We start from the raw sequence: 25098 nt of genomic DNA, 5'->3' as shown, positions 1-25098 counted from the left end.
GGTTACCTCAGTGGTGCTTCGGGTTGTAGGTGGCTTCCTTCACCGGGAGGTCGACCTTGACCGGGTCGGCCTTCTCGAAGTGCAGCTCGATGGTGACCTTCTCGCCCTGCTTCGGCTTCGTCTTGAGACCCATGAACATGATGTGGCTGCCGCCGCGTTCGAGGTCCAGCTCGCCATTGGCGGGGATGTCGAAGGAGGTCACCTCCTGCATCTTCTGGTTCTTCGTCTCGTGGATCGTGACGTTGTCCGACAGGTCGCTGGTGACCTTGGTGAGCTTGTCGGCGGTCTTGCTGTCGTTCTTGACGGTGAGGAAGCCGCCGGCCATGTCGCTGGTCGGCACCGGCATGAACGCGTCGCTCACCTGGAGCTTCGGCTTGGCCTCGGCGTTGTCGGAACAGCCCGCGAGCGCCAGGCCCGCGGACAGGGCTATGACGGTGGCGACGGTGGAGCGGACGGCGGTGGTGCGGCGGTTCACGGGTTCTCCCCCTTGATGATCTTCGGCAGGTCCTTGGTGTAGTCGGCGACGGTCGCGTCCTCGCCGTACAGGACGTAGCCCTGGTCGGTCCTGGGCGAGAACGCGATGACCTGGGCCCCGTGCATCGAGACGACCTTGCCGTCCTTGTCCTTGGTGGCCGGGTCGATGCCGATGCCCAGTTGGCGGGCGCCTGCCTGAATGGTGGGGAAGTCTCCGGTCAGGCCGATGAAGGACGGGTCCTGGCCCTTGAGCCACTTGCCGAGCGAGGCGGGGGTGTCGCGCTCGGGGTCGGTCGTCACGAAGACGACCTGGAGCTTGTCCTGGTCGGCCTTGGGCAGCGACTTCTTCGCGACGGCGATGTTGCCCATGGTGAGCGGGCAGACGTCCGGGCAGTTGGTGTAGCCGAAGTAGATGAGCGTCGGCTTGCCCTTGGTTTCGGCCCGGAAGTCGAACTTCTTGCCGTTGGTGTCCGTGAGGACGAAGTCGGGCTTGGCGAACGGCCGGTCGAGCAGCGTCGCGGCCTGGGTCTTCGCCGGGGCGGAGACATCGGCGACAGGGCTGTTGGAGCCGCTGTCACCGCTGCTTCCGCACGCGGTCAGGGTGAGCGCCGCTGCCGCCGCGAGGGCGGCGGCAGTCAGCGCGGTCTTGTTGCGCATGGGGTGATTTTCCGGTCTTTTCCGGTCGAATGGGTGCAGGAGGCGGGTTACGCGGAGCGGCGGCGTCCGGCGAACACGCCGAAGGCCACTCCGGCGATGCCGACGACGATGCCCACGACGCCCAGGATGCGCGCGGTGGTGTCGGTGTCCGACGAGGCCGAGGCCTCGGCCTTCTTGCCGGTCGCGCTCGCGGCGGCGGCGGCGGGCGCCGCGTCATCGTCGTCCCCGCCGGCCGCGGCGGCGGTCAGCGTGAGCGTCGGCGCCGGGTTCGCGGGCTCGGGCGCGCCCTTCTTCGCCTCGTCGATCCAGCGTACGACCTCGTTGTTGTCGTACGTCTGGAGCGCCTTGAAGACGAGCTGGTCGGTGTCGGAGGGCAGCGAGCCGATGGACAGCGGGAACTTCTGGAACTGGCCGGGCTCGATCGCCCCACCGCTCCAGGTCACCTTGGTGACGGCCTCGTTGATCTGCTTGCCGTGCACGGTCAGCGGCTTGGCCAGCTTCGACTTGGTGACCTCGACGTTCCAGCCCGGCACCGGCTGCGGCATGACGGACGCCAGCGGGTGGTCGGCCGGGAAGTTGACCTCCAGCTTGACCGTCTTGGCGTTGTCGCGCTCGTTGGGGACCTTGAAGTCGACGACGGCGTAACCGCCCTTGGCGGCCGTGCCCTCGGGCTGCACGGTGACGTGGGCGAAGGCCGTTCCCGACAGCAGCAGGACGGACCCGGCGGCGAGGGAGGTGACAACGGCGAGACGGGTGCGCGAACGGGCAGCGTTCATGGCAGAGACACTCCAGTGGGCAGGAAGGGTGGGGACGTCCACCGCGCCACGGATGCGCGGGGACCCGCGACACCACCCCTGCGGTACGTGTGGGGAGTGGGCCGCGTTCAGGCTGCGAGTGCGTACGCCGCGGGCGGCCCGCGCCTGATCACCGAGTGCTGAAGTGCCGCCCCGGGCGGGGGAGGCGTCTCGCCGCGGTCCGCGAGAGCGACGCGCGGGCGCTGCCCGGCGGCCGCCAGGAGCCCGGCGCACAGGGCCGCCGCGAACGCCAGGGCGCGGCGCAGCGAGCGTACGGTCGTGGCCTCGGCCGCCGCCGTCACGGACTCGGCGGCCAGGCGCACCATGCGGAACAGGGCGATCTCGCCGCGCCGCAGCAGCCATCCGGTGGCGAGTGCCGCGAGCAGGTGGCAGAGCAACATGGGGAGCGTGGGCAGCAGCGAGGCGGCCAGCGAAGCCGAGCCCGGGCCGCTGCCCGCCATGCCGGACATCATGTCGGCCATCCCGGACATGCCGGCCATGGAGGCGTGGCCTGTGCCGGAGACCCTGGACGGGTCGATGCCCGCGTCGGTCACGATCCGCTGGGCGTCCGCCGCGGTGAGCGGGGCGGCGCCGCTGCCGCAGATCAGCTTCGCGGCGAACCGGACCATCGGGAGGTCCCCGGTGGATCCGTCGCCGGAGACGGCCGCCGTGTGCTGGCCGACGCCGAAGAGCGTGTGCAGGCCGAGCTGTCCGGCCGCGAGGGCGCCCGCGATGGACGGCAGCGTGCGCTCGCGTCCGGCGAGCGGCGCCACGACCGCGAACACCCCGAGGAAACCGGCGAGCAGCGTCCACCAGGGGACGGTCGCACAGGCCGCCATGACGTGCCCCATCGCGGACAGCACGACGCAGACCGCGGCGAACACCGCGGCCCGGAGCAGCCGGAGACCGGCGCCTGCTGAGGCGTGGGGGGTAGACATGGCGCGGCCATCATCGCACTGCGCTTACCCGCTCCATACGGCAGGTCCGGAAGGTCGCCTTTGGATACGGGGCGGGGGTTCCGGCGAAGCGGATGGGAAGGTTCCGGGGTGCTTTACACCGGCGTGAGGGGCGCGTACATCCGCCGAATGGGCGCCATCACGTCAAGAGCGCGCTTACGGAGCGCGACTTGCGGCAATACTGCGCCCGTAGAGAGAAGGAACTATGTCGAGCCGCAGCGGCGCAGCCAGGAGGCTGGAGCATGAGCATCTGGTGGTCTCTCCACTTGCGGCGCGAGGCTGCGAGCGTTCCGCTCGCCCGTCGTCTTCTGCTCGGCGCCATGGAGACCGCCGGGGTCGACCCCGACATCTCCTACGACCTGTCGGTCGCGCTCAGTGAGGCCTGCGCGAACGCGGTCGAGCACGGCGGGGACGCGGTGGCGGGCGGCGCGTCGGCGGCCTACCGGGTGACCGCCTACCTCGACGGCGAGAAGTGCCGCATCGAGGTCGCGGACTCGGGGCCGGGCTTTCCGGTACGACGCGGCCGGCGCGCCGCGGTGCCGGCCTGGACCGGCGCCCTGCCCGAACACGGCAGGGGCCTCGGCCTGATCGAACAGCTCGCCGACCACGTGCACTTCGGGAACCGGCCCGGCCGGGGCGCGGTGGTCAGCTTCGACAAGATCCTGAAATGGCGCGAGGACGCGCTGCTCAAGGTGTCCTGAGCGGCGCGCCCCCGGGCGCGTGAGCGGTGTGGGATCAGGCCTGCTTGACCTGGGCCATCCACGCCTCGACCTCGTCCGCGCGGCGCGGCAGCGCGGCGGACAGGTTCTCGTTGCCGTCCTCGGTGACCAGGATGTCGTCCTCGATCCGGACGCCGATGCCCCGGTACTCCTCGGGCACGGTCAGGTCGTCGGCCTGGAAGTACAGACCGGGCTCGACGGTCAGGCACATGCCCGGCTCCAGGTCGCCGCCGACGTACGTCTCGGTGCGCGCGGCGGCGCAGTCGTGGACGTCCATGCCGAGCATGTGGCCGGTGCCGTGCAGGGTCCAGCGGCGCTGCAGGCCGAGCTCCAGGACCTTGTCCACGGCCAGGTCGCCGAGCAGACCCCACTCGACGAGCTTCTCGGCGAGCACGCGCTGGGCGGCGTCGTGGAAGTCGCGGTAGGGGGCACCCGGCTTGACCGCCGCGATGCCGGCCTCCTGGGCCTCGTACACCGCGTCGTAGATCTTGCGCTGGAGCGGCGAGAACGTGCCGTTGATCGGCAGGGTGCGGGTGATGTCGGCGGTGTAGAGCTCGTTGGTCTCCACGCCGGCGTCCAGGAGCAGCAGGTCGCCGGAGCGGACCTCGCCGTTGTTGCGCACCCAGTGCAGGGTGGTGGCGTGCGGGCCCGCGGCGCAGATCGAGCCGTAGCCGATGTCGTTGCCCTCGACGCGGGCGCGCAGGAAGAACGTGCCCTCGATGTAGCGCTCGCTGGTCGCCTCGGCCTTGTCGAGCACCTTGACGACGTCCTCGAAGCCGCGGGCGGTCGAGTCGCACGCCTTCTGCAGCTCCGCGATTTCAAACGCGTCCTTCACCAGGCGCGCCTCGGAGAGGTACACGCGCAGCTCTTCGTCGCGCTCGGCGGTGACCTTGTCGGTCAGCGCGGCCTCGATGGAGGTGTCGTGGCCGCGCACGTTGCGGACCGGACCGGTCGCCTCGGTGAGGGCCGCGGCCAGCTCGCGGACGTCCTTGGCGGGCAGCCCGAGCAACTGCTCGGCCTCGGCAAGGGAGTGCCGGCGGCCGACCCACAGCTCGCCCGTGCCGGACAGCCAGAATTCCCCGTTCTCGCGGTTCGACCGCGGAAGCAGGTAGATCGTCGCCTCGTGCCCGTCGCCGGTGGGCTCCAGGACGAGGACGCCGTCCTCCGTCTGGTCACCGGTCAGGTACGCGTACTCGGTGGACGCGCGGAAGCTGTACTCGGTGTCGTTCGAGCGGGTCTTCAGGTTGCCCGCGGGGATCACCAGACGCTCGCCCGGGAAGCGCTTGGAGAGCGCGGCGCGGCGGTCGGCGGTGTGGCCGGCCTGGGCGATCGGCTCCAGACCACGCAGCTCGGTGTCGGCCCAGCCGGACTTCATGTTCTCGGCCAGCTCGTCGGACACGCCCGGGTACAGGCCGTTCTTCCGCTGCTGGATCGGCTTCTCGTCGGTGGTCTCTTCCGGGATCTCCGGGGTGAGCTCCTCTGACACGTCTGCTCCTTGGTACGACACTGGGCCGCCCTCCATCGTACGGGCGTGCGGAAGGGGGTCCAGGGTCGAAGTGCCTCTTACCGCGGCGGAGGCGTGCCCTAGGCGAAGCGGGCCGCGAGGATCACCACGTCCTCGGCGCTGTCCGCCTCGTCGAGACCGTCGGGCAGCACGGTGCGCAGGACGTGGTCGACCACGGCGTCCGGGTCGTCGCGCACCGCCTTGGGGACGCTCGCCGCGGCCGCGTGCAGCCGGGCGAAGGCCCGGTCCATGGGGTCGCCGGTGCGGTGCAGCAGGCCGTCCGTGTACAGCAGCACCGTTTCTCCGGGCTCGGTCGAGATCTCCACGCTGGGCGCCTCCCAGCAGGCCAGCATGCCCAGCGGCGCCGAGAGCGAGGTCTCCACGAACTCGGTGCGCCGGTCCCCGATGATCAACGGCGGGGCGTGCCCGGCCCCGGCCAGGACGATCTTGCGCCGGGCCGGCTCGCAGTAGGCGAACAGCGCGGTGGCCGAGCGGGCGGGCTCGGTCAGGCGCAGCAGGAGTTCGAGGTCGGAGAGCACGGCGACGGGATCCTCGCCCTCCATGACGGCGTACGCCCGAAGGCTCGCGCGCAGCCGTCCCATGGCGGCCACGGCGCTCGGCCCGGACCCGGTGACGGAGCCGACGGCGAGGCCGAGCGCGCCCTCGGGCAGCGGCAGCGCGTCGTACCAGTCGCCGCCGCCGCGCGGCCCGGTGCGGTGGCGGGCGGCCAGCTGGACGCGGGCGACCCGGGGCAGCCGGCTGGGCAGCAGTTCCTCGGCGACGGTCGCCACATGGGCGCGGGCCCGCTCCAGTTCGACGAGCCGGGCCAGGTGCTCGGCCGCGTACCGGATGTAGAGCCCGACCAGGTGCTGCTGGCGCTCGACGGGCTCCGCGCTCTCGTCGTAGAGCCAGACGGCGGCGCCGAGCCGGCCCGCGGCGTCGGTGGTGAGGGGGAGCGCGTAGCTGGCGGCGTAGCCGAGGCGGGTCGCGACCTCGCGGTGGCGCGGGTCGACTCCGGCCGGGTCCGCCATGAGGTCGGGGCCGCCGTCGGCGTCCGGCAGCCCGTCCAGGATCCGGCCGTACGCGGTGGCGCTGCGCGGCACGGTCTCGATGTGGCCGAGGTCGGCGTGGGCGAGTCCGAGGCCGGTGGTGACGGCCGGGCCGAGGCCGTCGGCGGGCTCCAGGACGACCAGGCCGCGCCGGGCGCCGACCAGCGCGGCACCGGCCTTGAGGAGCTCGTTCAGGGCGTCGTCGAGAGCGGTGGTGCAGGCCAGCCGCTCGGTGAGTTCGTGCAGCGTGGTGAGATCGGAGACCCAGCCGGCGAGGCGGTCCTGGAGCTCCGCGCCGGGCGGGGTGTGGGCGGCGGGTGAGGGCAGAGGCGCATGAGTGTGCGCGGGGGGCGGAACGGCTGGATCGATTCCAGCCACTTTCGGCAGGTGAGGGGCGCTCATGGCAGCCGGCTTTCCGACTGGTTGATTCTGCTCAATAGCATCGCAAACCCCCATGTCATTCTGCGCCGCTATCAATGCATCCACATGTACACGCACAAGTGAGGGGATGTCCAGCATTGTCATAGCGGGACTATTGGTGTCCGTGGGGCGTTGAACTTGGCCCAAAAATGACCCTGGTGGCCCAGCCCTGCGGTCGACTGAAGCCGTTCAACTGTGCGTCGTTTCAACCGCGTTGGGTACGTAATCGGTGTGGTCCGGGGCAGTTGAGGATGCCCCGGAACCTTGCGGCCGGCCTGAGCGTCTTAAGAGCCGACCGGCCACGCCTCATCCCCGAGCGGCGGGGTTTTTTGCACACAGGACGGCAAGCGCCACGTACGCGCCACCCTTCGCCATCCTTTAAATGGTTACGGGCAGTGGCCGTCGCAACCAGTGGTGACCGCCCATGATCGCTCCTTGGCGGGTTCCCCGTACCGCAGGCTCAAGCTCACAGAGCAAGTACGCGCAGTGAAGAGATGCACACATGGTGTGATGTGGACTCGGCGTTCAACGGAAAGGAACGAGCGCCCATGCGCGAGATCCTCGGAAGGCGACGCAGGTTCCGGTTCCGGCGCAGTGAAAGGGCTGCTCAGCTCGGCGCCGCGCTGACCTGTGCGACCCGATGGAAATGGCCCGTGCTCCCTGGTGTGGGACTGGCCGCGGGCGGGCGCGGCTGTGCCTGTCCCGACGCTGAATGTGTGGTGCCCGGGGCGCACCCCTTCGACCCCGTACTGCTCGCGGCGACCACCGACGAGCGCATGATCCGCTGGTGGTGGACGAACCGGCCGGCCGCGCCGGTCCTGCTCGCCACCGGCACCGGCGCGCCCTGCGCGATCAGTCTCCCGGCCGTCGCCGGAGCCCGGGCGCTCGCCGCCCTCGACTCCATGGGCGTGCGGCTCGGCCCGGTCGTGGCGACCCCCACCCGGTGGTCGCTCCTGGTGGCTCCGTACTCGATGGAGCGCCTGGGCGAGCTGCTCTACTCCAAGGACTGGGTGCCCAGTTCGCTGCGGTTCCACAGCGAGGGCGGATATTTGGTGCTGCCCCCGTCGCAGACCGGCAAGGGGCAGATCCGCTGGGAGCGCCCCCCGCTGGGGGCGGCCGGGCCCTGGCTGCCGGACGTGGAGACGGTGGTGGACGCGCTGGTCGAGGCGAGCACCAGCGCACCGGACGGCGGGAGCCGGCTGGCGTACTGAGAACAGGGCGGTCCCGGGAAGCACGCGGGAGCCGGGCCGCCCAATGAGCGAGAAGGCGGTCCGGTTCCCGGGCCGCCTTCACTCTTTCGGGTGTGAGCGGGCCCTGGTTGTACGGGAATTGGCCCAGCGCACCCCGGGACGCCCGGTTTCCGTGGATACCTTCGGCCCACCGTCAGGAATTCCAGAGCAGGTGGGTCCCTCCATGAATCTCCAGCACCTCCGCATGGCCGGGCTCACGGCCGTAGTGGTGGGCACCGTGCTGCTCCCACTGGCCGCCTCCGCCGGGCCCGCCGGAGGGCCCGAGAACGGGGGCGCGGCGGATGACGCAAAAAGCCCCCTCACGCACGCCCTCGCGCGGGTGAACAAGCCACTGCTGCCGGCCCCCGAGGACGCGGCCGCGCACTGCGGGCCCGAACTGGTCTCCCCCGAAGGGGTCGAGGCGCAGACCTGCGTACTGAACCGGGGGAGCGACATCTGGGCGCGTACCTACTACCGCAACGCCACCGGCCAGGAGCTGGGCTCGGTCCTCACGCTGATGGGCCCGGACGGCCGGATCGTCGAGACGAACTGCGAGGTGGCGGCCGACGACCAGCCGGATTCCTGCGAAACCCCGCATCAGAGTGTGTCGGGGCGGTCCGCCACGGCGGGGGAGTATTCGGCGGTGTCGGAGTTCTTCGGGGCGGGAGAGGACTCACCGCTGCTCCTGCGTTCCGGTAGCAACTCCACGGAACCCGCGGCTCGTTGACCGAGCCGGTAAATGGAAGGGCCCGGTCGCTGGCGACGGGGGATGCACCAGCGACCGGGCTCTTAGAACGGTAACAAGAGATCTGTCGTTCGCAAATTCGATCTCGGTAATTCGGACACCGATTTACCTGTGGGTACGGGCAGTTGTGACAGGAGTCACCTGTCGGTCGACCGAAACCGTCCCCGCCGTCACTCTCAGCTGAGGGTCACTTGGCGGTTGGTGAGCCCGCCACGGGCCCGGCGCTCGTCCGCGGTGAGCGGCTCCTCGGCCGCGAGTGCCCCGGCGAGCCGCTCGGCGAACTCGGCGGCCGGCTTCTCGCACTCCTCGGCGCCCATGTCGCTCGGCAGGTCCCAGACCGGCACGGTCAGGCCGTGCGCCCGGAAGGACCCGACGAGCCGGGTGCCCTCGCCGAGCGAGGACGTTCCCGCCGCGTGCAGCCGCGCGAGCGCGTCCAGGAGCTTCTCCTCGGGGTACGGCATGACCCACCGCAGGTGGTTCTTCTCGGGCGTCTCGCACCAGTACGAGGAGTCGACCGACTTCAGCCGTACGGTCGGGATCGCGGCGGCGTTGGCGCGCTCCAGGGACGCGGCCACCTCGGTCGCGGCGCTGTCGGCGTCCGGCACCCAGAACTCGAAGCCGGTGTGCACCTCCGGCTCGAACGCGGCGGCCGGGTCGAGCAGGTCCTGCAGACGTACGCCGTCGGAGTCGGAGCGCCGGGCGGCGATGGGCGAGCCGGGCTCGGCGACCAGCGCGCGCTTCAGCGTGTCGGCGAGGTCGCGGCTGATGTCGCCGGAGGGGGTTTCGTTCTGCAGGCCGATCAGCACCGACCCGTCCTCGCGGCGCAGCGCGGGCCAGGCCATCGGCAGCACGGTCGCCAGCGTCACGGACGGCACGCCCTCGGGCAGCCCGTCCTTCAGGGTCAGCGGGACGGTCGCGGCCGGGACCAGTTCGCGCAGCGCGACCCAGTCGCACTCGCCGGCCAGGCCCTCGAAGGGGCGCTGGACCAACTCGGTCACGGCGTGCGAGGCGGCCCGCCCGTGACAGGCCTTGTAACGGCGGCCGGAGCCGCAGGGGCAGGGCTCACGAGCCCCGACGACCGGGATTTCCCCGTCGCTGATCTGCGGCTTGACGGCCTTCGCCTGGGGACGCTTCTTGGCCATGGTGTGGCTCTCTCCCGACTGCGGTGGTGCGGTGTCGCTGTGTCGGGCGCGAGCCTAGCCGTACGGAACGGCCACGGGCGGCAGCGCCGGTTGTCCGGCCTGGCCCGGAGGCGGATCGGCGTGCCTCCGGGTGTCTGCGTGCGCCCAGGCCGCCCGCGCCTGCCGAGCCCTTGGCCCGGAATTGTTCAGTCCAGGTCGTCGAACGCGTCCGCGAACTCCAGGCCCGCCACCGCTGCCGGCCCTGTGACGCGCGTAGCGAAATCGTCGTGACGGTGCCCCGCGGTGAGGATCACCCACACGGTGACCTCGCCGGACGCGCTGTCCCGGACGCCCCAGTCCTGGGCCAGGGCGCTGATGATGTTCAGCCCCCGGCCGCCGCGCGCGGTCACCGACGGCGTCGCCGGGACGGGCCGTGTCGGGCCGCCCCCGTCCGTCACCTCGACCGTCAGCCGCCCTGTCTTGTCGATTCGCCAAGCTGCCTCGATGTCGCCGTCGCCTATGTCGGACCGCCCCAGCGGCCTGCCGTGCCGGCAGGCATTGCTGAGCAGTTCGGACAGGATCAGAACGGCATCGTCCACGACCGGCTCGGACACCCCGCTGCCGAGCAGCTGCTCGCGCATCCGGTGTCTTGCCTTGCCCACGCCCGCAGGGCCATGGGGTACGGCCATGCTCGACGACGTGGGCACCTCCTGTGCCACCACCAACGCCACCCCCGAGACCTCCTTCGCCCCACGCCACGGTGTGGATGCCCCAATGGACTGGACCGGAAACCGGCCAATCGACGACGGGAGACGCATTCGTCACGATCGGATACGGAGCGAACGCGCCGGTGCACTCCCTGTAATGGGCGTTACATGCGGCCGAGTTGAGACAGGACCTGTTTCGGGCGGTTGGTGATGATTGCCTCCACTCCGAGGCTTACGCACAGATCCACGTCCTCGGGCTCGTTCACCGTCCAGACGTGCACGCGGTGCCCGGCGCGGTGCAGCCGCTCGATGTACGCCGGGTGGTTGCGCACGATCCGCATGCCGGGGCCCGCGATCCGCGCCCCGGCCGGCAGCCGCCCGTCGCGCAGCCTCGGCGAGAGGAACTGCATCAGGTAGACGGTCGGGATGTCGGGGGCGGCCGCCGCGACCCGGTGCAGGGAGCGCGCGGAGAAGCTCATGATGCGGACCGGGGAGGTTTCACCGGCCGGCGGCGGCTCAGTGAGGCCGAACCTCTTGAGGAGGTCGAGGAGACGCTCCTCGACCTGGCCTGCCCAGCGGGTGGGGTGCTTGGTCTCGATGGCGAGCTCCACCCGGCGCCCCGCGTCCGCGACGAGTTCGAGCAGCCGCTCAAGGGTCAGTACCGAGGTGAACTCGCGGTCCCCCCAGTCCGGGCTCTCCTCGCTGTCCTTCCAGGAGCCGAAGTCGAGCGCCGCGAGCTCGGAGAGCTCCAGGGCGGACACGGCGCCACGGCCGTTGGAGGTGCGGTTGACGCGCCGGTCGTGGACGCAGACGAGATGTCCGTCGGCCGTGAGGCGGACGTCGCACTCCAGGGCGTCGGCCCCGTCCTCGATCGCCTTCATGTACGCGGCGAGAGTGTGCTCGGGGGCGTCCTCGGAGGCTCCTCGATGGGCCACCACCTGGACGCGGGCGTGGTCTGGGGTGTGCGGGCTGTGCTGCCGTGCTTGGGTCACCGCGTCATCGTGCCACCGACGGGTCACAGGTTGGCGCACGAATACACAGCTCCTGCTTACAGTGGCCTGACGTGCGGTGGGAAAAGCTGAGCGGAGGCATTCTGCACAGTGCGGGAACCGATGTCAGACCCCTGGCGCACCATGGTTGTCGCCGAGGCCCCACGCCGGCGCCCGGCACCACTGCCGAGCATCACCCGCACCACCGGCATCAGCCGGCCCGCCGATCCGTCCCCAAGACCGAGTGGAAACCGAGGAGAGCAAGCTGTGAGCACCGAGAACGAGGGCACCGCGGTCCCGGCCGTCCCGCCTGCCCCGTCGTCTGCACCTGCTGCACCTCCCGCGCCCGCCGCCCCCGCTCCCTCGGACGCCACACCCGGCGAGGCGGAGCGCACGCTGGTCCACGAGGCCGTGCCGCAGTCGTCCGCGCCGGCCCCGCAGCCCGGCCCGGACCCGGTCACCGAGCCGATGCCCGCGACGCCGGGGGCCCCGGCGCAGCCGGCGTACGCGGCGCACGAGTCGGCGCCCGCGCAGAGCGGCGGAGCGGGCTGGCCGCCGCCCCCGCCCACGCTGCCCTCCTACGGAGGCGGTGGCGAGGGCGTGGGAGGCGAGCCCTGGGGCGCCCCGCAGCCCCCGGCCCCGCGCAAGCGCGGCGGCGGGCTGATCGCCGCGGTGGTCGCGGCCGCCCTGGTGGCCGGCGGCATCGGCGGCGCCATCGGGTACTTCGCCGCGGACCGGGACGGCAACGGCTCGGGCTCCACCACCGTCGCGTCCTCGGACACCCCCAAGGACTTCAAGCGCGACCCGGGCACGGTCGCGGGCGTAGCGGCCAGGTCGCTGCCCAGCGTGGTGACGATAGACGCGCAGGGCACCGACGGCGAGGGCGGCACGGGCACCGGCTTCATCTACGACAAGGAAGGCCACATCCTCACGAACAACCACGTGGTGGCCTCCGCGGCGAGCGGCGGCGGCAAGCTGACCGCGACGTTCTCCAACGGCAAGAAGTACGACGCCGAAGTGGTCGGCCGCGCGCAGGGCTACGACGTCGCCGTCGTCAAGCTCAAGAACGCCCCGGGGGATCTGAAGCCGCTGGCCCTGGGTGACTCCGACAAGGTGGCCGTCGGCGACTCGACCATCGCGATCGGCGCCCCCTTCGGCCTCTCCAACACCGTCACCACCGGCATCATCAGCGCCAAGAACCGCCCGGTGGCCTCCAGCGACGGCCAGAACTCCAAGGCCTCGTACATGAGCGCCCTGCAGACCGACGCCTCCATCAACCCGGGCAACTCCGGTGGCCCGCTGATCAATTCGGCCGGCGCGGTCATCGGCATCAACTCGGCGATCCAGTCGGCGGGCACCGGCGGCATGGGCCAGTCCCAGGCGGGCTCGATCGGCCTCGGATTCGCCATCCCGATCAACCAGGCGAAGAACGTCGCGGAGCAGCTCATCAAGACCGGTCAGCCGGTCTACCCGGTCATCGGCGCCTCGGTCGGCATCCAGCAGGGCAGCGGAGCGGCCCCGGGCGGCGGCACGGACGGCGCCCAGATCTCCCCGCAGGGCAACGCCGGCCAGCAGCCGATCACCCCGGGCGGCCCGGCGGACAAGGCGGGTCTGAAGCCCGGCGACGTCATCACCAAGTTCGGCGACATGCCCATCGACAGCGGCCCGACGCTGATCAGCGAGATCTGGACGCACAAGCCGGGCGACCAGGTCCCCCTCACGTATCAGCGCGGTGGCAAGGAGACCACGGTCACGATCACCCTCGGCGAACGCAAGGGCGACAGCAACTGACCCGTTGCCGGTAGGCTGTAGCCGCTTCCGCCGCTGGTCGGCGGGGCGTGGGTGGGTTGCCCGAGCGGCCTAAGGGAACGGTCTTGAAAACCGTCGTGGCAGCGATGTCACCGTGGGTTCAAATCCCACACCCACCGCATGTGCCGGCCCAGGGGTCGGCCGAGAAGGGGCGTTCCGGATTCCGGGGCGCCCCTTTTGCATGCCCGTCCCGTAATGCCGCCCACAGTTGGCGTTTTCGCAGGTCAGCGGCTTGGGATGGGCCTTCGCGTCCCAGGGATGCCGTGAAGTCTGGCTCTCGGGCCAGGGGGAATCGACAGTGGAACCCGTCCGGGGTGGTCCCGGGGCGAGGAGCTGTGGGTGAGAGGTCGAACGTGCCGGCCCGGGAGTTGCGGGAGCGGCGACGAGGGCAGGGTCTACGCGCTGCCGGGCGCACGCCTGCGGCCGGACGTCGGGGCCTATCGCGGGTTCCGGCTGACCGGCGAGCGGCCGCGGGAGCGGCTCGTCGTACCGAGCGGGAAGGTGTCGCTGCTCATCGGGTTCGGGCACGAGATCCGCGTCGGCCCGGCCGGGCGGCACCCCGGTAGGGCTGCCGTGCACACCTCGTTGGTGTCCGGCCTGCACACCCGGGCCAGGGTGCTCGGGCACGCGGGCCGGCTGCACGGGGTGGAGGTCACGCTCGCTCCCTGGGCCGCGCAGCGGATGTTCGGCACCCCGCTGGGCGAGCTCGCGGACACCGTGACCGACCCGGTCGACGTACTGGGCAGACGCGTGGAGGACCTGCGCGAGGCGCTGGCGGCGGCCCCCGACTGGCGCGAGCGGTTCGCGCTGCTGGACCGCACCCTGCTGCGGTGGTCCGCCGACGCGCAGCCGGCGCGGGAACCCGGCGCGCGCGGCGCCTGGGAGCTGTTGGTCCGCAGCTCGGGGACGCTCCCCATCCGGGAGGTGGCGGCCAGGACCGGCTGGTCGATGGGCCATCTGGAGACGCTGTTCCGACGGGAGTTCGGGCTCACGCCGAAGCGGGTCGCCAGGATTCTGCGGCTGCGCCGGGCGACCTGGCTGCTGACCACGGGAAGCCGGCCGGCGGACGCGGCCATCGCCTGCGGCTTCTACGACCAGTCGCATCTGAGCAGGGAGTTCACCGCCCTGACCGCCGTCTCCCCGGGCCGCTTCCTGGCGGCCAGGGCCGACACCAGCGTGTGGCTCGCGGGGTGAACAACCAGTCGGCCGCCTCGGGTTTGGAACGTAGGCGACCGCCAAGTGACGGCTTTGCCCAGTCGCCTCCGTGGGGACCCGCGATTTTGTCCAAGACTCAATGGCGGGGCGGATGTCAGAGTTCCCGGTACGGGGACGGACTTCCCGTCCGGGCGAGCTGGTGGGGTCGTGCTCCCAGCTGATCAGGACGCGTCCGAAGCCGGCCGGCGCACGGGAGGCTCCTCGGGGGAAGCCTTCTGTGCGCCCGGCCGGGCCACGTACCGAAGCCGCGCCCACCGGGCCGAGCACCCAAGAGGGCCGCGCCGGGCCCGGCCCCGTCACCGGGACATGGTCATCCGGGCCGCCGACGCGATCGTGGCGAGGGCCTCGCGTTCGGTGAGCCCGGTGCGCATCGCGGCGGAGGTGAGCGCCCCCGTGAGCTCCTCGCCGATGCCGTTCTCGTACGCGCGGCACGCCGCCCAGAACAGCCGGGTGTTGCGCTGGCCCTCATGGGCGGCCAGCACGAACTGGACCAGTCCCTGCCCCTGGTGATCACCATGCTGCTGGGGGTGATGAGGGCGCGCGGGGGGTGTGAGCAGGTCGAGGAGCGCGCCTGGGCAGGGGGCCGGGCCGAGGTGGGCGGTGCCGGGCGCGAGGCGGTAGACGCCCCGGGTGCTCAGCGAACCGGGCCCGACCAGATAGCCGCCGGCGCCCCGGATGTCGATGCCGGGGGCGAGGCGGCTCGCGGAGTTCGGCACGACCGCGCCGGGCGGACCGGTCAGCCAGATGTGCCGCCCCCCGCTCGGAGTGATCACGACAACGGTCTCGGGGATCGTGAACAGATGCCGCAGGGCCAGGTGTTGGAGCGCCGCCGTCGCATCGGCCGCCGGGGGTTTGGTGTCGAGGTCGATGCCTATGAGGTGGTGCGGCGGCCGCCCGCAGGCGATGCCGTAACCGGTGGCCCAGGGTGCGGCCGCGAACAGGGCGCGCACCGCGGCCGGGTCGGTGGTGGCGTCGTGCACCCCGTGCCCCGTGAGCCCGCACTCGCCCCGGCAGAGCACCGGCTGGGGGTCCTCCCGATGTGGCGAGGGGAGCGCGGGGAGCTTGGTGCGGGACAGCGGGATGACGGGCAGGCCGCGCTCGGCGGCGGACAGGGCGTGGGCGAGGGCCAGGGTGGCGGCCTGCCGGTCGATGGTGGCCATGGCTCCATGTTCGTACGAATGTTCGAGAAAGGGAATCCCCTTCGGGAGTGACCGGCACGACTCGGGGTGACTACGGGAGGGTCGGCGCGACGATCCGGTGCCGTATCGGTGTCCTCCGGGCGAGTTTTCGATGGCGGCCAAAGGTTGGCCGAATCCGAGCCGAAACGGTTCTTCTCTTGCGCGGGGGCGGCTCCGGCGCTCGCGATCCAGTCGTGGCCAGAGCTTTGGGAGCGCATTGAGGGTTTATCGACATGTCCTCACGCTTGCGGGCGAAAGATGCCGCGATGACTGGTTCGCCGGGGATTCGGTGGGCAACTCTGATCTCGCGACGTCGTCACAGCGTCCGGGGCGGTCGGCCAACTGCCTTGGACCAGGGGGTACTTACAGTCAGTAGGTACGACCTGGAACGAGCCGAACTACCCGTACTTCTGGTTCCTGGAGGAATTGACATGGCAAGCATCCGTACCGCCCGCGTCCTCGCCGCCGTTGCCGCGCTGCCTCTCGCCGCTGCCCTCTTCTCGGGTGTGGCCACCGCCGACAACGGCGCCATCGCGGGCCACGGATCGAACGCGGCGGTAGCCACCGTCAGCGGCAGTGGGGTCGGCCACAACAACCGTGGGAATTCGTCCACCACGCAGCAGCAGGCCGTCGGAGCCGGTGCCACCAACCAGAGCAACACAGCCCAGGTGAACGGCTCGGCATTCACGTCGATCAACCAGGGCAACGGGAACGTCGCCGTGAACTTCTCCCGTCTGTGGTGAGCCGCCTCCCCCAGCGCGGGGTCCGGTCCATGGGGTGATCGGCGGCCCGGGTGGCAGTGCTTCGGCACGGTCACCCGGGCCGCTCGCGTGTGCGCGGCGATTCGTCCGTCGCCCGGGGCATTGACAGCGAGGCTGAATCTGACGGACAGTCAGAAACCCTGATCCGTAGATCTGCCCGGTCCCGCGCGCGGGCGGATCGGCGGAGTCGTCCGTACGCACGGAAAGGCCGCCGTCGTGCACCTCGCCCCGACCGAGCGCCAGCAGCGGCTGCGCGCCGAACTCCGCACGTACTTCGCCCGCTTGATGCCCGACGGGCCGCCGCTCGGGGCGGGCCCGGACGAGCAGCGGGCGCTGCTGCGCCGGATCGGCGCCGACGGGCTGCTGGGGCTCGGCTGGCCCGTCGAGTACGGCGGCCAGGGGCGCGGCCCCGACGAGCAGTTCGTCTTCTTCGACGAGGCCTACCGGGCGGGCGCACCCGTCTCGATGGTCACCCTGAACACGGTCGGCCCGACCCTGATGAAGTACGGGACCGCCGAGCAGAAGGCGTACTTCCTGCCCAGGATCCTCAGCGGCGACCTCGTGTTCGCCATCGGCTACAGCGAACCGGAGGCCGGCACCGACCTCGCCTCGCTGCGGACCAGGGCGGTGAGGGACGAGGAAGCCTGGGTGGTGGACGGGCAGAAGATCTTCACCTCCAACGCGCAGAACGCCGACTGGATCTGGCTCGCCTGCCGCACGGACCCCAACGCGCCCAAGCACAAGGGGATTTCGATCATCCTGGTGCCGACCGACGCACCCGGCTTCTCGTGGACCCCGATTGAGACGGTCGGCGGCCTGACCACCACGGCGACGTACTACGACGGCATCCGGGTGCCGCTGGGAAACCTGGTCGGCGAGGAGAACGCGGGCTGGGGGCTGATCACCAATCAGCTCAATCACGAGCGGGTCGCGCTGGCCGCGATCGGCATGCAGGCCGAGGACTTCTACGACGCGGCGCTCGCGTATGCGTGTACACCCGATCCGGTGACTTCTCGGCGCCCGGTTGACCACGAATGGGTGAAGGCGAAGGTGGCCGCCACGCATGCCCGGCTGGCGGTGAATCGCCTGCTCAGCTGGCGTTTGGTGGGAGATGTGGGGGCCGGGATTCTAGCGCCCGGAGACGCCAGCGGCGTGAAGTTCATGGGAACGGAGTCCGCGGTCGAAACGTATCGAATGTGTCGGGAAATCGTGGGGGACGCGGGCCTGATCAGGGGAGGTTCGCCCGGCGCCTTCGGGGACGGGGAGCTGGAGCGGATGAACCGGGCGGCGCAGATCAACACGTTCGGGGGCGGGGTGAGCGAGGTGCAGCGGGAGATCGTCGCGACGATGCGGCTCGGGATGAAACGGGGGAAGAGGTGAGCGGGGTGAACGAGGCGGATTTCCTTGGCCGGTTGAAGAAGTTCGAGGGGCAGCCGGCGGCGACCGCGGGGGTCGGCAAGGACCTCGTCAACGAGCCGATGATCAGGCACTGGTGCGAGGCGATGGGCGACAGCCATGCCGCGTATACGGGGCCGGACGCGATAGCGCCGCCGACGATGCTCCAGGCGTGGACGATGGGCGGCCTCTCCGGGCACGGCGACGGCACGGGCCGCACCTCCGGCTACGACGAGCTGTTCGAGCTGCTCGACGGCGCCGGATTCACCTCGGTGGTGGCGACGGACTGCGAGCAGGAGTACGTCCGTGACCTGCGGCCGGGCGACCGCATCACGTACGACGCGGTGATCGAGACGGTGTCGGAGCGCAAGACCACCAAGCTGGGGACGGGGCACTTCGTCACCACGCGGATGGACGTCTCGGCGGATGGCGAGCTGGCGGGAACCCATCGTTTCCGCATCCTCAAGTACTCGCCTGCGCAACGGAGTTCGCGTCCTCCTGAGAAGGAGCTCGCTCGGGCTGAGGAGAGGGAGGCGGGTGAGGCGCCTTCGCGAGCCATGCGCCCCAGGCCGGTCATCAACCGGGACAACGCCGGGTTCTGGGCGGGCGTCGCCGAGCACCGGCTGCTGATCCAGCGCTGCGAGGACTGCGCGGAGCCGCGTTTCCCCTGGCTGCCGGGGTGCAACGCCTGCGGGTCGCAGCGGTGGGACACGGTCGAGTCGAGCGGCAGCGGGACCGTCTTCTCGTACGTCGTGATGCACCACCCGCCCTTCCCCGCCTTCGACCCGCCCTATGCGGTGGGCCTGGTCGAGCTCGCGGAGGGCGTGCGGATCATCAGCAACGTGGTCGGGGTGGCCCCGGACGAGGTGCGGATCGGCATGCCGGTGCGGCTCGAATTCCTGCGGGTGGACGGCGAGTTGGAGCTCCCCGTGTTCCGGGCGGAGGTGGCCTGATGGACTTCACGCCCACCGAGGAGCAGTCGGCCGTCTCCGAGCTCGCCGGGCAGATCTTCGGCGACCTCTCGACGCACGAGCGGCTCGCCGCGGCCGGTACGGGCACCGACGCCGAGCTGTGGAAGGCGCTGTGCGGGGCCGGCCTCGTGGCGGCCGTCGAGGAGGTCGGCCTCCTCGGCCTGGTCCTCGCCCTGGAGGAGCAGGGCAGGACGACCGCGCAGGTGCCGTTCGCGGCGAGCTGTGTCTACGGAGTGCTCGCGCTCACGGCGCACGGCACGGCCGAACAGCGCGACCGGCTGCTGCCCGCCCTGCGCGAGGGCAGCGCGGTGGCGACCGGAGCGTTCCCCGCGTCGTCCGGCCGCGTACGGGCAACGGCAGCGGGCGAGTTGACCGGGGCGGTGCCGCTCGTGCCGTGGCTGCGGGACGCCACCCATGTGCTGGTCCCGGACGCGGAACGCGGCCTGTGGCTGGTGCGGGTCGCCGACGCGGGGGCCGAGCCGGTGGAGACGACCGCGCCCTGGGCGGCCGGGCGGCTCACGCTCGACGGCACCCCGGCCGAGCGGGTGGGCGGGGCCCGGGCGTACGAGGACGTGCTGGCCACCGCGCGGACGGCGTTCGCCGGGCTACAGGCCGGTGTGTGCGCGGGCTCGCTGGCCAGGGCGGTCCGGCACACCACGACCCGGGAGCAGTTCGGGCGCCCGCTCTCCACCAATCAGGGCGTGCTGCTGCGCGCGGCCGACGCGTACATGGACACCGAGGCGATACGGGTCACCTCCTACGAGGCGGCCTGGCGGCGGGACGAGGGGCTGCCGTACGGGACGCATGCGCTGACGGCGGCCTGGTGGGCGTCCGAGGCGGGCACCCGGGTCGTGCACGCGGGCCAGCATCTGCACGGCGGCCTCGGCGCGGACCTGGAACACCCCGTCCACCGGCACTTCCTGTGGGGGCGGCAGCTCGATGCATATCTGGGGTGCGGGGGCGAACTCCTAGCAGAATTGGGTGAGTTGATCGTGACGGAGAGGCTGGCGGAGACGTCTGCGGGACGCCCGTCGGTGGGGGGATCCGACATCGGAGAGGGGGTGGGGGCGTGAAGGCCGGAGACGAGCTGGCGCCGCTGGAGATCCCGATCACCCGGACGCTGATCGTGGCCGGGGCGGTGGCCTCCCGCGACTACCAGGACGTGCACCACGACGCGGAGATCGCGCGGGAGAAGGGGTCCCCGGACATCTTCATGAACATCCTGACCACCAACGGCCTGGTCGGCCGGTACATCACCGACCACTTCGGACCGGCGGCCAGGCTGCGGTCCGTGAGGATTCGGCTCGGTGTGCCCAACTACCCGGGGGACACCATGACGTTGACCGGTACGGTGACGGCCGTGGCGGGGGAGGTCGCGGAGGTGCGGGTGATCGGGGCGAACGGGCTGGGCCATCACGTCACCGGCACGGTGCGGGTGGCTGTCCCCGAGCCTTCCGGGCCCGCTGGGCGCGCCGCGGCCGCTGGGGCTGCCGGGGCCCATGGGACGCCCGGGGTCACCGCGCAGGCCGCGCATGCCGCCGGTTCCGGGGGTGAGTCATGAGCGTGCGCAAGGCCGACGCGCTCGGCGGGCGGGCATCCATCGTGGGGATCGGGGCGACCGAGTTCTCCAAGGACTCGGGGCGCAGTGAGCTGAAGCTGGCGGTCGAGGCGGTGCACGCGGCGCTCGACGACGCGGGTCTCGCGCCCTCGGACGTCGACGGCCTGGTCACGTTCACCATGGACACCAGCCCGGAGATCACCGTCGCGCAGGCGGCAGGCATGGGCGAGCTGTCGTTCTTCTCGCGCATCCACTACGGGGGCGGCGCGGCCTGCGCCACCGTGCAGCAGGCGGCCCTCGCGGTCGCGACCGGGGTGGCCGAAGTGGTCGTCTGCTACCGGGCGTTCAACGAGCGCTCGGGCCGGCGCTTTGGCTCGGGGGTGCAGCAGCGGGAGCCGTCGGCGGAGGGGGCGGCGCTGGGCTGGTCGCTGCCGTTCGGGCTGCTCACACCGGCGTCCTGGGTCGCCATGGCCGCCCAGCGCTATCTGCACACCTACAACCTGACGCCCGAGGCGTTCGGCCACGTCGCGGTCACCGATCGCCGCCATGCCGCGAACAATCCGGCGGCGTACTTCCACGGCAAGCCGATCACTCTGGCCGACCATGCGGCGTCGCGGTGGATCGTCGAGCCGCTGCGGCTCCTGGACTGCTGCCAGGAGACCGACGGCGGTCAGGCCGTCGTCGTCACCACCGCCGAGCGGGCCAGGGACCTGCGGCAGCGGCCCGCCGTGATCACCGCGGCCGCGCAGGGCGCCGGCCGCCGACAGGAGGCGATGACCAGCTTCTACCGGGACGAACTGGCCGGGCTGCCGGAGATGGGGGTGGTCGCGCGACAGCTGTGGCGGACGTCCGGGCTCGCCCCCGCCGAGATGGATGTGGCGATCCTGTACGACCACTTCACGCCATTCGTGCTGATGCAGCTGGAGGAGTTCGGTTTCTGCACACCGGGTGAGGCGGCCGACTTCGTGGCGGCGGACGGGGTGCCGCTCAACACGCACGGGGGGCAGCTGGGGGAGGCGTACCTGCACGGGATGAACGGCATAGCGGAGGCGGTCCGCCAGCTGCGGGGCACGTCGGTGAACCAGATACCCGGCGCGGCCCACGTCCTGGTCACGGCGGGTACGGGCGTCCCCACATCGGGGCTCGTTCTGGGGAGGGAGAGCTGAGAGCCAGTCAGAAGTGAGCGCCACTGCCTGAAGGTACGTCAGTGGTCCATGCGCGCCGGGTGGGTTGGCGCGGAGCGGAGGTCCGTCGCAGGACGATCGAGTTGGCCCGGCCGACTGATCCTGCGCTCGGACGGCGGAGGCGGTGGGCCGAGCGGTGGCCGGTTCGGGCGGGCGGCCGTTCACTCGGGCCATGCGCCGTCTCACGCTGACCCTCGCCACTTGCGCCACCTCGCTGCTCACCCTCGCCACTCTGCTGGTCCCCTCCGCGGTCGCGGACGAGGGCCAGGACGAGGGGCAGGCCGAGCAGGCGGCGGTGGCCGCCACGCCCTTCAAGGGCGCCGCCTTCGACCTCTGCAACACGCCTTCGCTGGCCGCGATGCGGGCCTGGCGGAGTTCGCCGTACCGCGCCGTCGGCATCTACTACGCGGGCCGCGGCCGGCACTGCCCGGTGCAGCGGAACCTGAACAAGAGCTGGGTGACCCAGGTGCACCGGATGGGCTGGCAGGTGCTGCCCGTGTTCGTGGGCTCGCAGTCCCCGTGCGTGTACGCGCAGAACAAGAAGGGAGTACGGATCGGCAGCAAGCCCGCGAAGCAGGGCAGGTCCGAGGGAGGCCAGGCCGTCCAGGCGGCGCGGGCGCTCGGCATCGTGGCCGGCAGCGCGCTCTACCTCGACCTGGAGGCGTACAACGTGGGCAACGCGTCGTGCGCCCGGACCACGCTCGACTTCGTGCGGGCCTGGAACCGGGAGGTGCGCGGGCGCGGGTACCTGCCGGGGTTCTACAGCAGCGCCGGTTCCGGCGTACGGCAGATGGAGCAGGCCAGGCTGGCGGGGGTGAAGGACCTTCCGGCGGCGATCTGGTTCGCCCGCTGGCACACCGGCCCCGCGCTGTACCAGGAGCCGTCGCTGCGCAAGAACGCCTGGCAGCACCTGCGCATCCACCAGTACGCGGGGGACGCCGCCGAGTCACACGGCGGATACCGGCTGGTGGTGGACCGCAACCAGGTCGACGCGCCGGTCGCCCGCATCGGCTGAGGGAGGTCGGGAGAGCTCTCCATCTTGGCTGAACCGGGGGCCGGGGAGCCTTCCGCGGTCGCTGAACCGGAGCGGGCCCTGCCACCTCCGCAGGCGTCGGACCGGAGGGTGAACCCTGAGGGCCGGGGATGCGTCCTCCACCTTCAGGAGGTGTGGCCACCCCCACCCCTACAACCTGAGGCGGACACCGCTTCGGGACCTGGGGCCGATCCCGGCGGGCCTCGGCGCTCATAGCGTGGAGTCATGACAACGCCCGTCTGCACCAGCGCCTCCCGAGCGGCGACGCCCTACCACGCGTACTCGTCGTTCTCGTCGTACGTCCGTGCCAGGGGCCCCGTGCTGCTGCGCACCGCGCGCTCGCTGACCGCGAACCCGAGCGATGCGGAGGACCTGCTGCAGACGGCGCTCACCAAGACGTACGTCGCCTGGGACCGGATCGAGGACCACCGGGCGCTCGACGGCTATGTGCGCCGCGCGCTGCTCAACACCCGCACCTCGCAGTGGCGCAAGCGCAAGGTCGACGAGTTCTCCTGCGACGAGCTGCCCGAGCCGGAGGTCGTGCCCGGCCCCGACCCGGCCGACCAGCAGGTGCTGCACGACGCGATGTGGCGGGCGGTCATGAAGCTCCCCGACCGTCAGCGGGCCATGGTCGTCCTCAGGTATTACGAGGACCTGAGCGAGGCGCAGACCGCCGAAGTGCTCGGGGTCTCGGTCGGCACGGTCAAGAGCGCGGTGTCGCGCGCCCTCGGCAAGCTCCGCGAGGATCCGGAGCTGGAGCCCATACGGTGACGCGGACAGCACCGTCCATTTGGTGACACGCGGTGACGGCCGTGGCTACGGAACGAGCGCCCGGCCCAGGTTTCTGCAGGTAACTTCGCGGAACCACGGCTGAAACTACTCCCGGGTAGTGACATACCGCGCGGTACGTGAGCAGAATTCGGCACACCCCTATCGCCGCAGAGCGCACCGTAGCGCTCACCGGGAGGACGCCGTGCTGAGCACCATGCAGGACGTACCGCTGCTGATCTCGCGGATCCTGACCCACGGGTCGACGATCCACGGCAAGTCCCAGGTCACGACCTGGACCGGCGAGGCCGAACCGCACCGCCGCAGCTTCGCCGAGATCGGTGCCCGGGCCGCTCAGCTGGCACACGGCCTGCGCGAGCTCGGCGTCGAGGACGGCCAGGCGGCCGGCACCCTGATGTGGAACAACGCCGAACACGTCGAGGCGTACCTGGCGATCCCGTCCATGGGCGCCGTGCTGCACACCCTCAACCTGCGGCTGCCCGCCGAGCAGTTGATCTGGATCGTCAATCACGCCGCCGACCGCGTGGTGATCGTCAACGGTTCGCTGCTGCCGCTGCTCGCCCCGCTGCTGCCGCACCTGCCGACGCTGGAGCACCTCGTCGTCACCGGTCCCGGCGACCGTTCGCTGCTCGATGACATCGACGGTGCGGGCCCGCAGGTGCACGAGTACGAGGAGCTGCTCGCCGGCCGGCCGACGACGTACGACTGGCCGCGGCTGGACGAGCGCAGCGCCGCCGCCATGTGCTACACCTCCGGCACGACCGGCGACCCCAAGGGCGTGGTCTACTCCCACCGTTCGATCTACCTGCACTCCATGCAGGTCAACATGGCCGAGTCGATGGGGCTCACCGACTCGGACACCACGCTGGTCGTGGTGCCGCAGTTCCATGTGAACGCCTGGGGTCTGCCGCACGCCACCTTCATGGCCGGCGTGAGCATGCTCATGCCCGACCGGTTCCTGCAGCCCGCGCCGCTCGCCGACATGATCGAGCGAGAGAAGCCGACGCACGCGGCCGCCGTCCCCACCATCTGGCAGGGCCTGCTCGCCGAGGTCACCGCCCGCCCCCGCGACCTCACCTCGATGCGGAACGTCACGATCGGCGGCGCGGCCTGTCCGCCCTCGCTGATGGAGGCGTACGACAAGATCGGTGTGCGGCTCTGCCACGCCTGGGGCATGACGGAGACCTCGCCGCTCGGCACGATGTCCAACCCGCCGGCCGGGCTCGGCGCCGAGGAGGAGTGGCCGTACCGCATCACCCAGGGCCGCTTCCCCGCCGGGGTCGAGGCGCGGCTCGCCGGACCCGGCGGTGAATTCCTGCCCTGGGACGGGGAGTCGGCGGGCGAGCTGGAGGTGCGCGGCCCGTGGATCGCGGGCGCGTACTTCGGCGGCGTGGGCGGCGAGGACTTCCGCCCGGACGACAAGTTCAGTCCGGACGGCTGGCTGCGGACCGGGGACGTCGGCGTGATCAGCCCCGACGGCTACCTGACCCTCACCGACCGGGCCAAGGACGTCATCAAGTCCGGCGGCGAATGGATCTCCAGCCAGGAGCTGGAGAACGCGCTGATGGCGCACCCCGAGGTCGCCGAGGCGGCGGTCGTCGCCGTCCCGGACGACAAATGGGGCGAACGCCCGCTCGCCACGGTCGTGTTGAAGCCCGGCGCCACCGCCGACTACGTCACTCTGAAGGCGTTCCTCGCCGAAAAGATCGCCAAGTGGCAGCTCCCGGAGCGCTGGGCCCTGATCGAGGCGGTGCCGAAGACGAGCGTGGGCAAGTTCGACAAGAAGGTGATTCGCAGGCAGTACGCGGACGGGGAGCTGGACGTGACGGAGCTGCGGTAGG

Annotated in this window: 24 protein-coding genes and 1 tRNA gene; 15 read left to right on the top strand and 10 right to left on the bottom strand. The window is 71.3% G+C overall.

The features are described 5' to 3' along the window. Positions 1–7: 7 nt before the first annotated feature. The 4 genes from OHA17_RS19605 to OHA17_RS19590 form a co-directional block, all read right to left on the bottom strand. Positions 8–475 carry a copper chaperone PCu(A)C gene (locus OHA17_RS19605; RefSeq protein WP_398874170.1) on the bottom strand — a complete coding sequence of 156 codons (468 nt, stop codon included), beginning with the start codon at positions 473–475 and terminating at the stop codon, positions 8–10. After that, positions 472–1131 carry an SCO family protein gene (locus tag OHA17_RS19600; protein WP_406507670.1) on the bottom strand — a complete coding sequence of 220 codons (660 nt, stop codon included), beginning with the start codon at positions 1129–1131 and terminating at the stop codon, positions 472–474. Before OHA17_RS19600 ends, OHA17_RS19605 begins: the two co-directional genes overlap by 4 nt. Before the next feature lie 47 nt (positions 1132–1178). Beyond that, positions 1179–1907 (bottom strand): YcnI family protein, encoded by a 729-nt coding sequence (locus tag OHA17_RS19595; protein ID WP_406507669.1) that lies wholly within the window; start codon positions 1905–1907, stop codon positions 1179–1181. Positions 1908–2014: 107 nt separating this feature from the next. Further along, positions 2015–2863 carry a hypothetical protein gene (locus OHA17_RS19590; RefSeq protein ID WP_406507668.1) on the bottom strand — a complete coding sequence of 283 codons (849 nt, stop codon included), beginning with the start codon at positions 2861–2863 and terminating at the stop codon, positions 2015–2017. 260 nt (positions 2864–3123) lie between these two features. On the opposite strand from OHA17_RS19590, the gene OHA17_RS19585 reads away from it, so the two are divergent. Further along, positions 3124–3582, top strand: a complete 459-nt coding sequence (locus tag OHA17_RS19585) for an ATP-binding protein (RefSeq protein WP_053729816.1) — start codon at positions 3124–3126, stop codon at positions 3580–3582. A gap of 34 nt (positions 3583–3616) precedes the next feature. On the opposite strand, the gene OHA17_RS19580 is transcribed toward OHA17_RS19585, so the two are convergent. Both OHA17_RS19580 and OHA17_RS19575 read right to left on the bottom strand, forming a co-directional pair. Beyond that, positions 3617–5086, bottom strand: a complete 1470-nt coding sequence (locus OHA17_RS19580; RefSeq protein WP_406507667.1) for an aminopeptidase P family protein — start codon at positions 5084–5086, stop codon at positions 3617–3619. A 98-nt stretch (positions 5087–5184) separates the two neighbouring features. Further along, entirely contained in the window at positions 5185–6672 is a 1488-nt protein-coding gene (locus OHA17_RS19575; protein WP_406510764.1) for a PP2C family protein-serine/threonine phosphatase, read from the bottom strand. A 449-nt stretch (positions 6673–7121) separates the two neighbouring features. On the opposite strand from OHA17_RS19575, the gene OHA17_RS19570 reads away from it, so the two are divergent. After that, positions 7122–7784, top strand: a complete 663-nt coding sequence (locus OHA17_RS19570) for a bifunctional DNA primase/polymerase (RefSeq protein WP_398874159.1) — start codon at positions 7122–7124, stop codon at positions 7782–7784. A 202-nt stretch (positions 7785–7986) separates the two neighbouring features. Then, positions 7987–8529: a hypothetical protein gene (locus OHA17_RS19565; RefSeq protein WP_406507666.1), complete on the top strand. Its 543-nt coding sequence runs from the start codon at positions 7987–7989 to the stop codon at positions 8527–8529. A gap of 194 nt (positions 8530–8723) precedes the next feature. Here the strand turns inward: OHA17_RS19565 and OHA17_RS19560 are convergent, their stop codons facing one another. From OHA17_RS19560 to OHA17_RS19550, 3 genes are all read right to left on the bottom strand, one after another. Then, entirely contained in the window at positions 8724–9689 is a 966-nt protein-coding gene (locus OHA17_RS19560) for a DUF5926 family protein (RefSeq protein WP_406507665.1), read from the bottom strand. Positions 9690–9874: 185 nt separating this feature from the next. Further along, on the bottom strand, positions 9875–10486 hold the full coding sequence (locus OHA17_RS19555; RefSeq protein ID WP_398874155.1) for an ATP-binding protein: 612 nt from the start codon (positions 10484–10486) through the stop codon (positions 9875–9877). 53 nt (positions 10487–10539) lie between these two features. Continuing rightward, entirely contained in the window at positions 10540–11367 is an 828-nt protein-coding gene (locus OHA17_RS19550; RefSeq protein WP_053729839.1) for a glycerophosphodiester phosphodiesterase, read from the bottom strand. A gap of 264 nt (positions 11368–11631) precedes the next feature. On the opposite strand from OHA17_RS19550, the gene OHA17_RS19545 reads away from it, so the two are divergent. The 3 genes from OHA17_RS19545 (at position 11632) to OHA17_RS19535 (ending at position 14367) form a co-directional block, all read left to right on the top strand. Then, positions 11632–13155 (top strand): S1C family serine protease, encoded by a 1524-nt coding sequence (locus OHA17_RS19545; RefSeq protein WP_406507664.1) that lies wholly within the window; start codon positions 11632–11634, stop codon positions 13153–13155. A 50-nt stretch (positions 13156–13205) separates the two neighbouring features. Next, a tRNA-Ser gene (locus tag OHA17_RS19540) sits at positions 13206–13292 on the top strand. A 220-nt stretch (positions 13293–13512) separates the two neighbouring features. Beyond that, the gene (locus OHA17_RS19535) at positions 13513–14367 is read left to right on the top strand and encodes a helix-turn-helix domain-containing protein (protein WP_406507663.1); all 855 of its coding nucleotides are present in this window, start codon (positions 13513–13515) and stop codon (positions 14365–14367) included. Positions 14368–14684: 317 nt separating this feature from the next. Here the strand turns inward: OHA17_RS19535 and OHA17_RS19530 are convergent, their stop codons facing one another. Further along, positions 14685–15548 (bottom strand): bifunctional DNA primase/polymerase, encoded by an 864-nt coding sequence (locus tag OHA17_RS19530; protein WP_406507662.1) that lies wholly within the window; start codon positions 15546–15548, stop codon positions 14685–14687. 449 nt (positions 15549–15997) lie between these two features. Between OHA17_RS19530 and OHA17_RS19525 the strand changes: the two genes are divergently transcribed. The 9 genes from OHA17_RS19525 (at position 15998) to OHA17_RS19485 (ending at position 25097) form a co-directional block, all read left to right on the top strand. After that, the gene (locus OHA17_RS19525) at positions 15998–16309 is read left to right on the top strand and encodes a hypothetical protein (protein ID WP_344371087.1); all 312 of its coding nucleotides are present in this window, start codon (positions 15998–16000) and stop codon (positions 16307–16309) included. Positions 16310–16543: 234 nt separating this feature from the next. Then, on the top strand, positions 16544–17707 hold the full coding sequence (locus OHA17_RS19520) for an acyl-CoA dehydrogenase family protein (RefSeq protein ID WP_406507661.1): 1164 nt from the start codon (positions 16544–16546) through the stop codon (positions 17705–17707). A 5-nt stretch (positions 17708–17712) separates the two neighbouring features. Then, entirely contained in the window at positions 17713–18675 is a 963-nt protein-coding gene (locus OHA17_RS19515; RefSeq protein WP_406507660.1) for a bifunctional MaoC family dehydratase N-terminal/OB-fold nucleic acid binding domain-containing protein, read from the top strand. Then, positions 18675–19766 carry an acyl-CoA dehydrogenase family protein gene (locus OHA17_RS19510; RefSeq protein WP_406507659.1) on the top strand — a complete coding sequence of 364 codons (1092 nt, stop codon included), beginning with the start codon at positions 18675–18677 and terminating at the stop codon, positions 19764–19766. The genes OHA17_RS19515 and OHA17_RS19510 overlap by 1 nt, the downstream gene beginning before the upstream one ends. Next, the gene (locus tag OHA17_RS19505; protein ID WP_406507658.1) at positions 19763–20254 is read left to right on the top strand and encodes a MaoC family dehydratase; all 492 of its coding nucleotides are present in this window, start codon (positions 19763–19765) and stop codon (positions 20252–20254) included. Before OHA17_RS19510 ends, OHA17_RS19505 begins: the two co-directional genes overlap by 4 nt. Further along, complete coding sequence (locus tag OHA17_RS19500) at positions 20251–21417, top strand: lipid-transfer protein (protein WP_406507657.1); 1167 nt, start codon at positions 20251–20253, stop codon at positions 21415–21417. Before OHA17_RS19505 ends, OHA17_RS19500 begins: the two co-directional genes overlap by 4 nt. A 190-nt stretch (positions 21418–21607) precedes the next feature. Further along, complete coding sequence (locus OHA17_RS19495) at positions 21608–22450, top strand: DUF1906 domain-containing protein (protein ID WP_406507656.1); 843 nt, start codon at positions 21608–21610, stop codon at positions 22448–22450. Positions 22451–22693: 243 nt separating this feature from the next. Beyond that, the gene (locus OHA17_RS19490) at positions 22694–23239 is read left to right on the top strand and encodes a SigE family RNA polymerase sigma factor (protein ID WP_053729830.1); all 546 of its coding nucleotides are present in this window, start codon (positions 22694–22696) and stop codon (positions 23237–23239) included. Between the two features lie 202 nt (positions 23240–23441). Next, positions 23442–25097, top strand: coding sequence for a long-chain fatty acid--CoA ligase (locus OHA17_RS19485; protein WP_406507655.1), 1656 nt, complete (start codon positions 23442–23444; stop codon positions 25095–25097). The last annotated feature ends 1 nt before the right edge of the window (position 25098 follow it).

It is taken from the genome of Streptomyces sp. NBC_00212 (assembly GCF_045206365.1).
GTDB lineage: Bacteria > Actinomycetota > Actinomycetes > Streptomycetales > Streptomycetaceae > Streptomyces.
This window is presented reverse-complemented; position numbering and strand designations above follow the sequence as displayed.